This window comes from Psychrobacter sp., assembly GCF_036731945.1.
Taxonomy (GTDB): domain Bacteria; phylum Pseudomonadota; class Gammaproteobacteria; order Pseudomonadales; family Moraxellaceae; genus Psychrobacter.
In genome coordinates this window covers 1-11,088 of record NZ_DAINDI010000055.1, presented here as the reverse complement: position 1 = coordinate 11,088, position 11,088 = coordinate 1, and the positions used below count along the sequence as shown (strand labels likewise).

General features: G+C 38.8%; 9 protein-coding genes. All 9 read right to left on the bottom strand.

Annotated elements, in window-relative coordinates; translation table 11 throughout:
- Window positions 1-1,136 (bottom strand): oligosaccharide flippase family protein (locus V7D75_RS11000; RefSeq protein ID WP_333614592.1); only part of this gene is annotated, 1,136 nt, incomplete at its 3' end.
- Window positions 1,126-2,223, bottom strand: coding sequence for a DegT/DnrJ/EryC1/StrS family aminotransferase (locus V7D75_RS10995; RefSeq protein ID WP_333614591.1), 1,098 nt, complete (start codon window positions 2,221-2,223; stop codon window positions 1,126-1,128). The genes V7D75_RS11000 and V7D75_RS10995, both read right to left, overlap by 11 nt.
- Before the next feature lies 1 nt (window position 2,224).
- On the bottom strand, window positions 2,225-2,809 hold the full coding sequence (locus V7D75_RS10990; protein WP_333614590.1) for an acyltransferase: 585 nt from the start codon (window positions 2,807-2,809) through the stop codon (window positions 2,225-2,227).
- 12 nt (window positions 2,810-2,821) lie between these two features.
- Window positions 2,822-3,766: a Gfo/Idh/MocA family protein gene (locus V7D75_RS10985; RefSeq protein ID WP_333614589.1), complete on the bottom strand. Its 945-nt coding sequence runs from the start codon at window positions 3,764-3,766 to the stop codon at window positions 2,822-2,824.
- A gap of 19 nt (window positions 3,767-3,785) precedes the next feature.
- The gene (gene tviB, locus V7D75_RS10980; RefSeq protein ID WP_333614588.1) at window positions 3,786-5,063 is read right to left on the bottom strand and encodes a Vi polysaccharide biosynthesis UDP-N-acetylglucosamine C-6 dehydrogenase TviB; all 1,278 of its coding nucleotides are present in this window, start codon (window positions 5,061-5,063) and stop codon (window positions 3,786-3,788) included.
- Between the two features lie 61 nt (window positions 5,064-5,124).
- Window positions 5,125-7,092, bottom strand: a complete 1,968-nt coding sequence (locus V7D75_RS10975) for a polysaccharide biosynthesis protein (RefSeq protein ID WP_333614587.1) — start codon at window positions 7,090-7,092, stop codon at window positions 5,125-5,127.
- A 62-nt stretch (window positions 7,093-7,154) separates the two neighbouring features.
- The gene (locus tag V7D75_RS10970) at window positions 7,155-9,431 is read right to left on the bottom strand and encodes a polysaccharide biosynthesis tyrosine autokinase (RefSeq protein WP_333614586.1); all 2,277 of its coding nucleotides are present in this window, start codon (window positions 9,429-9,431) and stop codon (window positions 7,155-7,157) included.
- Window positions 9,432-9,515: 84 nt separating this feature from the next.
- The gene (locus tag V7D75_RS10965; protein ID WP_333614585.1) at window positions 9,516-9,947 is read right to left on the bottom strand and encodes a low molecular weight protein-tyrosine-phosphatase; all 432 of its coding nucleotides are present in this window, start codon (window positions 9,945-9,947) and stop codon (window positions 9,516-9,518) included.
- Window positions 9,948-9,959: 12 nt separating this feature from the next.
- On the bottom strand, window positions 9,960-11,088 hold a 1,129-nt coding region (locus V7D75_RS10960), incomplete at its 5' end, for a polysaccharide biosynthesis/export family protein (RefSeq protein WP_333614584.1).

Here is an 11,088-nt window from a genome sequence, read left to right as displayed (position 1 = left end):
CTAACCAAGTAATAAGTTAGAGGAATGTTTACTAAACCACAAAAAAATGTGATCATTGCCAAAAACTTTGTATGGCCCGTGTAGAAAATGTAGTTTGTCACTAAATAATATAAGCCAGTCAAAGAAAACCCTAAGCTCATATAAACGATTAACCCTGAGGCTTTTTGGAAATTATTACCGACCAAAAATGGTAATAATATATTTGCGACCACCGCCCAAACCAAACCTACAAACAAAATAATAAACATCGATAAGTATGTGTAAAACACTAACTTCTTTTTATTCATATTCTCATCAGACAAATTCTTCATAAGCCATGGTGAGTAAACCTTGTTATAAGAGTCTACTAATAAACCCATTGCTTGCCCTAGTTGCAATCCAACCATATAAACACCAACAGCAGATACATCAAGGAGGTTAGAAATAACCACCCTGTCAGTACTATAAATCACAAAAGCACCTATTGAATGAGGTATTAAAGGTATACCAAATTTCATTGCATCTTTCATGTAAAAAAAAGCATTTTTTGGATATTTCAAATAGCCAGAATTATAAATGATCAATAATGCTACGATGCCAAAAAAAATAACTGCAATAGTTTGCCCTACTAGTCTACCATCCCAAGTAAGGCTCAAAAATATAATGAATATTAATGATAGTGACGCATTAGAAGCTGTTTGTAATACTTGGAAAGAACCATATTTAACTGCTTTTCCTGTAACGACCCAAATGGTTAAAAGTATGCTAATGAAAAATTGAAAAAAGGAAACTAAAACACCTATAAGCATCCATTTATGTGGCAAACCTATCACTTCTTCAAAGTATTCACCAGTTAAGAATACAATTAAAAAAACTGTGATAGCACTTGCTACTAATAACATAAAACAACTGGTTACATACTCATTAAACTCGTTGCTTTTTAGTTTAAAGTACTGAACGTTAACAGCGCCATGTACACTTAAGCCAACGAAAGCACTAATAAGGGTTAAAAATATTGCAAACATGGCTACGATACCATAATCTTCAGGTGTTAGTAGTCGTGTCAGAAACGGTAGCAATAGAAAAGGAATAGATGCATTTAATACATTTGAGAATAAAAAAATAGCGCCATTATTGAGTAATTCTCTATTTATCATCAGAAAGTAATTTTTTCAGTTCATTAGCTATAATTGCTTGTTTATCAATAGCTATATATGGATGCATCGGCAAGCTCATGACATGCTCAGCAACTGCGTCGCCTACTGGTAGTGTTGCATTAGTATCTGCAACTGCAGGTTGCTTATTCAATGGTATCGGATAGTGTACGGTCGTTGGAATTCCTTGCTCTTTTAGCTTAGATTGTATCTCATCACGATTATCAACCTGAATAGTATATTGCGCCCACGCACTTTGATTGTGTGCTTCAATAAATGGTATTGTCGTAATTCCAGCTTCAGTAAAGAGCTTATTATACTTCTCTGCCACACGCTGACGTGCTTGCATCTCATCATCCAAGATTTCAAGCTTAGGTAGTAGTATCGCTGCTTGTAAGGTATCTAGCCGACTATTCACACCGACTCTGATATGATGATAACGGCGATCTTGACCATGACGTGCTATTTGGCGTATTACGGTCGCCAGCGCCTCATCATTGGTAAAGATAGCACCGCCATCACCATAGCCACCTAATGGCTTACTAGGGAAAAAGCTGGTGCAAGCAACCGTCGTTAAATTACAAGACTTTTTGCTTTTGTAGCTAGCGCCAAAGCTTTGTGCTGCATCTTCAATGACCGGAATATTATGTGTTGCTGCGATAGCATTGATAGCATCAAAGTCTGCACACTGACCATAGAGGCTCACCGCAATAATAGCCTTGGTGCGCGGCGTAATGGCAGCTTCAAGTTGCTCGACATCTAGATTATAAGTTTTTGGATTGATATCTACATAGATAGGCTTGGCACCTAGTACCGCTACCGTCTCTGCTGTCGCAATATAAGTAAATCCTGGCGTGATGACCTCGTCTCCAGGACCGATACCAAATGCCATTTGGGCGATTTGTAGCGCATCAGTACCATTAGCACAAGTGATACAGTATTTAGCACCCGTATATGCTGATAGCTTTTCTTCAAGCTCATGAACTTCAGGACCTAAAATATATTGACCGTGAGCCAATACCTTTTGGATATTGGCATTGAGTTTGTCTTTTATTCTATCCTGCTGCGCGACCAGATCAATAAATTGCATGCTAAGCCCCCTCTTTAGTAAGCGTGCCATTAGTAAGCGTATACTTAGCACCCGTATGGATACAGCTTGTCTCACCATTACCAGTCAACGGTAAATCTAAACGCTCACCGTACTCGCTCATCCAGCCTATCTGCTTAGCAGGTACGCCGACCATCAACGCATAGTCTGGCACATCTTTATTAACCAAGGTCGCAGCACCGATGAAGGCAAACTTACCAATAGTATTACCACATACAATCGTACAGTTAGCACCCATAGAGGCACCTGTTTTCACTAGTGTACTCATATATTCAGACTTTCTATCGACGAATGATCTAGGGTTATAGACATTAGTAAAGACCATACTTGGACCACAAAATACGCCATCTTCTAGAGTAACATTGTCATAAACAGAGACGTTATTTTGTATCTTACAATCGTTACCGATGATGACCTTATTGCCGATAAAGACATTTTGACCCATAGAGCATCTTTCGCCAATTTTGGCTTCAGCACATATATGTACAAAATGCCAGACTCGAGATCCTTCACCTATTTGAGCACCATCATCGACTATTGCACTAGGATGTTTGTAATAATTATTCATTATCATATCCCTCTATTTACGTAAGAATGGATGATAGTCACCCTGTAAACCAATAGGCTGAGCATCACGAATATGGGCTACAGTACTAATTGCGGTACGGTTTTCTGCTAAACCAAAGCCATTACCTGCCAATATCTGCTCGTAGCTACGATTATGTAAGTCGGTAAAACCACCAGAAAACTCTATCTCTTCGCCATCCACCGTAATTGATCTAAAGGTACGTTGGCCAGTAGCAACTATGTCATTCGGTACATCTTCTACGTCAATAGATAGAAACCAACGCACACGAGCATTTTCGTACTCTAGATAACCAGAAGACTTGGTTTCCGAGACATGATGTACAATATTCTGCTGCAAATCACCGAATATGAAATGTAGCATATCGAAAAAATGTACACCTATATTAGTTGCAATGCCTCCTGACTTATTGATATCACCTTTCCATGACTGTAAATACCATTTACCTCGAGAGGTAATATACGTTAGATCTACTTCATATTTTTTATCTCGTGGTTCTCTTTGTACATTCTCTCGAAGTGAAACAATAGCAGGATGTACTCTCAGCTGAAGGATAGTGTTTACTTTTTGTCCTGTATCTTTTTCTATTTCTAATAAACCATCGATATTCCAAGGATTTAAAACCAAAGGTTTCTCACAAATGGCATCAGCCCCACTACGCAACGCAAAACGCATATGAGAGTCGTGTAAATAGTTAGGAGAACAAATTGACATAAAATCTATTTTTTGACTCTTAGATTGACGATGTAACTTATCTAGATGTCTATCGAATCTTTCGAACTCAGTAAAAAAGTGCGCTTCAGGAAAATGGCTATCCAGAATACCTATAGAGTCATTAGGATCATAAGCAGCAATCAACTCATTCCCCGTAATTTTAATCGCTTGCATATGTCTTGGAGCAATGTAACCAGCCGCGCCTATTAGTGCAAATTTTTTCATTATAATGTCCTTGATTAATTTATAAACGAATATCAGTTTGGCTTTCTTGAAATACATGCTTAACGTCGTAGACAACATGATTTGATTTAGCCAGCGCTCTAATAGCCTCTATGCCTATCTGCTTGTACTTACTGTGATCAACGGCAACCACGACACCATCGTAATAGCCATTTTGCAGCTCATTGATCAATTCAATTCCATAATGATCATATACTTCTTTCTTATCAGCCCAATCATCATAAACATCAACATTGATATTGAAGCTTTTTAGCTCTTTAATAATGTCAATGACTTTGGTATTACGGGTATCAGGGCAGTCCCCTTTAAAGGTAAAACCAAGTACCAATACCTTTGCTTCATCGATATGTATTTTATTACGCGCCAGTTTTTTGACCATTTGTGTAGCGACATACTGCCCCATACCGTCGTTGATACGTCTACCAGCAAGAATAACTTCTGGACGGTAACCAACTTCTTGAGCTTTATGAGTCAAATAATAGGGATCTACACTAATGCAATGCCCACCAACCAAACCCGGTTTAAACTTTAGAAAGTTCCATTTACTACCTGCTGCATCCAACACTGCTTGCGTATCTATACCAATGATATTAAATATCTTAGCAAACTCATTAACGATAGCAATATTCAAATCGCGCTGCGTATTTTCAATCACCTTGGCAGCCTCAGCAACTTTAATCGATGTTGCACGATAAGTACCAGCAGTAATAATAGAAGCATAGAGACTATCAATTAAATCAGCGGCCTCTGGTGTTGAGCCTGAAGTGATTTTAGTAATTTTAGTTAAGGTATTTACCTTATCGCCGGGATTGATACGTTCTGGGCTATAGCCAACATAAAAATCTTGATTGAATGTTAGGCCAGATACTTTTTCTATAATAGGGATACAAACTTCTTCTGTCGCACCAGGGTAAACCGTGGATTCATAAACCACAATATCGCCAGCTTTTATCACTTTCCCTATTGCTGCAGAGGCACTTTCTAAGGGCGTAAGATCTGGTGCATTATTTTCATCAATCGGTGTCGGCACAGTAACGATATAAAAATTATAATCAGCAATTTCACTCAACTCAGTGGCAAATTCTAATGAATTAGCGGCTTTTAATGCTTCGCTACTTACTTCAAGCGTACCGTCAAAGCCATCTCTTAATTCTTGCACACGTTTAGTATTAATATCAAAACCGACTACGGGGCGATGCTTACCAAACTCAACGGCTAAAGGCAGACCTACATAGCCAAGTCCGATAACTGCTATTTTTATATCGTCGATATCTAACATAATGTTCCTTGTTGATCTTAGCAATTCTATTTAAAATAATATTTAAGGTGTTTATTAAAAGCTACTTCGCTTTTATCCCTTCTTGATAGCCTACTACAAACTGCTTAAACCGCTGCTTTAGCCAAGGGACATCAAACTCTTTTTGTTTTTCGCTCAATTTAAACAATACCGATTCAAGCTCATCCAATGGAAAGCTATGCTCTATCGCTTGCATGATCAATGGATGGAAAGTCGCTTCAATGTTGTCTTCACCAATGATCAGCTCTTCATAGAGCTTCTCTCCAGCTCTAAGACCCGTAAAAATGACTTCGATATCACCTTCAGGATGGGCGGCATCTTTAATATCAAAGCCACTTAAGTGAATCATTCGATGCGCTAGATCAACAATCTTAACTGGCTCACCCATATTGAGAACAAACACTTCACCACCCGATGCCATTGCGCCTGCTTGGATTACCAGATTTGCCGCTTCTGGAATCGTCATAAAATAGCGGGTCACATCAGGATGGGTAACCGTAATGGGCTTACCTTGCTCTATTTGCTTAGTAAATAAAGGCACGACAGAACCCGATGAGCCAAGGACATTACCAAAACGCACCATACTGATACAGGTTTGGCTATCCGCTTGGCTTAGCGCTTGGCAAACCAACTCTGCTAAACGCTTAGATGCGCCCATCACATTAGTAGGCCTTACTGCTTTATCAGTCGAGATAAGTACAAAGGTCTCAACATTGGCTTGAATAGCTGCTCGGGCACAGTGATAAGTACCTTTAGTATTATTAATAACACCTTCAAAGGGATTGTGCTCAACCATAGGTACATGTTTATAAGCGGCCGCATGATAAACCGTTTGGATATGGTAGAGATTTAGTATTCTAAGTAGGTTCGATTCATTAATGACATTACCAATGACCGCAATGATTTGGATGTTTTTATAATCAGGCGTATTGGCTTGTTTGATGGTTAGCTCTTGATGGATGCTATAAAGCGCAAACTCGGATAACTCATAAAGGACGAGACATTTTGGCTTATTCTTGATTACTTGACGGCATAACTCGCTACCGATAGACCCACCAGCGCCAGTGACCAACACGCACTTATCTTTAATATTTAGCTGCAGCAATTTTGCATCAGGTTCGACAGTCTGTCTGTCTAACACATCTAAAATATCTACTTTGCGCATACTACTGACGGTCACTTTTTCGTCAGCGATTTCCTCTAGGCTTGGCAATTCTTTGATTTTTATCGCAATGCCTGAGAGCTTATCTATAATCTGGCGTTTTTGCGCGCGGCTGATAGAAGGAATAGCCAAAAATACCTGCGCAATCTCTAATTCTTCTACTAAACTTACTAAACCATCAGCAGCATAAATCTTTTTACCAAGTAAATAAGCACCGCTAAGCTGCGGATCGTCATCAACATAAGCCACGACATTATATTTATGTGAGTTTCTTAGGCCTTCTAATAAGTCTCGACCTGCCTCTCCCGCCCCGTAAATGACAACGTTATCATAACCATCTTCGTTCTTCATACGGCGCTGGTTTTTACCTTGTAGCCGCGTTAAAAGCTCACGGATGGTCAGCCTACTATTCCATAACCAAATAAAGAATAGAAACAAATATAAAATAGGTACGGCACGCGGCACATTCGGAAGCAGTTTAAAATAAAGAATGGTCTGAGCGATGATGATAAGAATAAAAAATAGCTGCAATACGCTACCCATCATCGCATCGAAAAAACCTCTAGCCACGCCATTATAAAACCCAATAGCGTACAAGCATATTACTGGTATCAATGCACTCAGACTTAATACCAATAAGCTGACATGATGGTCGATATATCCATATCTTGCTGCAATGGCGAAGAATAAACAAATAGCTGACATGATAAAGTCAGCCATCATTAAAATACTACGTTTAATACTTCTAGGTAGGCTGAGTAAAAACTCAGCACTACGTTCCGCAAGACCAGTAGATGTTATAGAGTTAGTATTATGCGATTTGGATGAGGAGGTGGGATCTATTGACATAATAAACAACTGTTTTATTCAAGCATTAATATTTAAAGCATTGGACATCTATCAACTAACGATTAGTTATTATTGCCATAAGCATAACTATAATGATAGCTATACTTACTTAATAATCCCTGCTGTACATCATTAAGAATAATACCGTCTACTTTGATATTAGCTTTATTCATTTGATTAATCGCATAAACCACTTGTCCTTCTATAGACTTATCATAGCGAGCCACCATCAACACTTTATCTGCATACTGGGATAAAATCATAGCGTCAGAAGCTGCTAAAATTGGCGGTGAGTCAATAATAATATAATCATAATGCAAATTAAGTTCTGTCATTAAATGATCGAAACTGCCATTAGCTAATAATGAGGCTGGATTACGTGGGTGCTGACCACGTGGCATAAAGTCAATATTGTCTATACCAGTCGGATGGATAAAGCTTGCTAAATTATTTACCTCTTGACCAACAGCAACTTTTGAAACTTGAGCGTTGTCTTTTGATAAATGACTCACATCCTGAGATAGATAATCGCCCAAACCGTTGTCTTGACTCATACTAAACATCTTATGCAGCTCACCCAAGCGCATATCTGCATCCATAATCAGGACTTTTTTATCTAACTGCGCAAAGACCTCGGTTAAGTTAGACGATATAAAAGACTTACCAACACCAGGACTTTCACCAGTAATAAGAATTACTTTAGCACGTTGGCCTGCCCGCCCTTGGACTGGCATGCCAAACATTAAATTTGTTCTTAAGCTTTTGATAGCTTCATAGCTTAAGCTATTATTATCGACGTAAGCCAATAGTCTATTAGGCGCTTTCTTATTCTGACGTAGTCTGGTCAATAATGGCGAGCGCGGCACTGTCGCTACCACAGGTACACCCGTTTTAGCTTCTAGACGTTCAGGGTCTTTGACCACATTTCTTAGCATGTTCTTGATTAGAACCAACATAGCACCGAGCATAGCGCCTAACAATGAAGCCAAAACAATAATCAATAGCTTTTTAGGAGCGATAGCTTTATAAGTGCTGATTGGTAAATCAATAATTCGAGCGAAACCTAATTGGCCTGCTTTAGCAATCTGTAATTGTTGATAGTTTTTAAGTAGTGTCAGATAGATCTCTCTATTGATTTCAGTATCTTGCGAAAGCTTTAGAAACTCTCTTTGTAGTTCAGGTAAGCCTGCAATAGTGCTATCAATAGTCTGCTTTCTATCGTTTAATACTTTTAGTTGCTCATCAATCTGAATGACTAAAGGATGCTCTTCGGTATAATAAGTCGTTAAGTCAGCTTTTTTAAGCTTCAACTCATTTAGCTGTACATCGATATTAGAGTTCTCAGTCAGGAGTAGCTCAGCTTCTTTTGAAACATCGATCGTGCCATATTTTTTACGAAACTCATTGAAAACGCCTTCTGCATCCTCAAGTTTTTTCTTAAGAAGAGGGATCTGAGTTTCCATAAATTTGAGGGTTTTGGTTGTCTCTTCAGAGCCACGAGACTGGTTTTGACCAATGTACGATAGGATAATATCTTTAAGTATCATACTGGTTTGCTGCTGATTAGCACCTGTCATTGACAGCTCGATAATGCCTGTTTGTTTACCCTTTTCAATGACCGATAATGAATTATTAATATCATCAGTAGTGGTTTGTAATGACTGTTTAGTAATACGAATAGTATGATTATCAGTTGGCAAGTCATTGACCGTAATATGAATTTGGCCGTCTACACCGCTAAATTTTTGCGGCTGATTTAGTTTACCTTTGAAGTCATCAAAACCGTTAGTTAGAACAAAGTCAGCACCTTCTCGGCTTAGAGTAAAGGGCTTATTTAGATAACCTTGAGAGACGTTGAATTCACTAATCCGCACTTGGCCTTCTGTTGTTTTTAGAGCAACGCCCTCAGGTGAATTTATTTGTGTATGAGTACGATCGCTGACTATTTTATCAATAGCACTAACCTCAAGATCGGCAAGTTTGATACGCAAATGTAGCTTGTCTACTACAGGTTCTAAAATCATTCTAGAGCGAATCAGCTCAGCCTCAGTCTGCGCTTTACTGTTTTCGGTTCCTAACAAATCAGAGATATTCTCACCTAATGCTGGTAGCCCTGATGACTTTTCATCAATTTGAATTAGCGCATCAGATCGAAAAGTAGGATTAACATAGCGACTGTAAAGTATGCCAATAACTAACCCTATCAATATGAAGAACAGGATAGTTTTCCATCCACGTAATAGCGCTAATAATAGAGCCATTAAATCAATTTCATCATTATCACTATTACTAGTGTTATCGTTACTAGGCTTAGATATTTTTTGTGAATCTGTATTCATATTTATATATTCATCGCTTAAGGTTAATCACTTGACAACAGAGAACTTAACAACTAGTACCATTTATAATGTAGAACCAAATATTTAATTAACTTTATCAGCCCATTGCTCGAGACTATTAACAATATCTTGGTAAGCCGTCTCAAAGGCGCTCATTTCATGTTTATAAGGATCCGCAATGTCTTTATTCATCCAATGACCAAGCTTAAAGGTTTTACCGCGACAAAACGGCCAGCGATCTTCGATCCACTTCGTTTGTCCATCTGACATGGTAAAAATAATATCGGCTGTTTTTGCTAAATTCTCATCGATTTGCTTTGCGACATGATTAGTAATATCGATTTCTTGTTTAGCCATAATCTCTAACGCAGCAGGATCGGCAGAGTGCCCGACCAAAGCACCTACACCCGCAGAGTCAACATTTTTATTTGGGAAGCGCTGTTTTAGTAGCGCTTCTGCCATAGGGCTACGACAAATATTACCCACACATACGACTAAAATATTATTAAACGCCATAACTGTTATTACCTATAAGCCTGAAAGAATACTAACTGCTGATGTCGATGGTAGTATGGCACTGATAACACGATTCCAACGTGTCAAGCCAGTAGGATCAACATATACAATGTCGTTAGGATGCATCTCGAAACGATTAGCAAGCGCAAAGCTAGTAATCGTTTGCATATCTACATAGTAAATATCTGTCGTTCTCGTATTTAAATTGTCACGCACAACGTATATCTTAGCCGCATTTGCTGTATTAGAATCAAGACCTTTAGACTCGCCTAATACTTGCGCTAAACTAATGCCTTGCTCTTTAATAGGTACAGGCTCTACACGGCCAAACTCTCCTAAAACATATATCTTATTACGGTCTTGGCTATTCACATGAATGGAATCACCATCTTGTAAATATATCTGATTGGCAGACGTGCCAAGTTCGCGTAAGGACTGTAATCCAATATTGTAGCTTATCCCTCTACGATTAAATACAATATTGTTCGAATCTCCCGTAGGTGTCGCTCCTCCAGCCATAGAGATTGCACTGTATAACGATACTGGTGCATCATTAATTGGGAATTCCCCCGGTTGTTTCACCTCCCCATCGATAAAGAATTTATTGCCACGGTAGTTGACAATCTTTACCTGCGGATCTGAATACTTAAGATAGCGTTGCAGTTGTTTCTGCAAATTAGCGGTAAACTGCGGCACGCTCATGCCACTGGCTTTAATACGGCCAACCAATGGAAACTGTACAAAACCTTGTTGATCAACAGGAAATCCTGAAACATAAGGGTTGCTGCTATCACTAGCTGCTAAAGGTGTTATATTCGGGTAGCCTGTCAGGACTATACTCAAAATATCGCCTTCAGCAATACGATACTCTGCTCGTCCAGAGCTTCGTATTAATTGTGCTAAATTACTGTTTGGTATAGCCGCTTGTTTCGGCGGTAATGTTGCTAGGTTCAATGGCTGTATATTAAAGTGCAATCCATTTTCAGCAATGAATGTACCATTAGGTGGTAGCTCACCTGCTTGCAGACCAGCATTGATACTAGAGCAACCCGTGAGTATGCTAATTGCAAGTACAGACGCCACACTTAATAGCTTTGATGAATTGAAAAACATAGAAAAACCTTTATAAATCACAAATATA

Excerpts from the sequence above, each read along its gene's own strand:
- V7D75_RS10965 (WP_333614585.1), bottom strand. The coding sequence starts at position 9,947 with ATGGCGTTTAATAATATTTTAGTCGTATGTGTGGGTAATATTTGTCGT.
- V7D75_RS10985 (WP_333614589.1), bottom strand. The coding sequence starts at position 3,766 with ATGAAAAAATTTGCACTAATAGGCGCGGCTGGTTACATTGCTCCAAGA.
- V7D75_RS10970 (WP_333614586.1), bottom strand. The coding sequence starts at position 9,431 with ATGAATACAGATTCACAAAAAATATCTAAGCCTAGTAACGATAACACT.
- V7D75_RS10995 (WP_333614591.1), bottom strand. The coding sequence starts at position 2,223 with ATGCAATTTATTGATCTGGTCGCGCAGCAGGATAGAATAAAAGACAAA.
- V7D75_RS10975 (WP_333614587.1), bottom strand. The coding sequence starts at position 7,092 with ATGTCAATAGATCCCACCTCCTCATCCAAATCGCATAATACTAACTCT.
- tviB (WP_333614588.1), bottom strand. The coding sequence starts at position 5,063 with ATGTTAGATATCGACGATATAAAAATAGCAGTTATCGGACTTGGCTAT.
- V7D75_RS10990 (WP_333614590.1), bottom strand. The coding sequence starts at position 2,809 with ATGAATAATTATTACAAACATCCTAGTGCAATAGTCGATGATGGTGCT.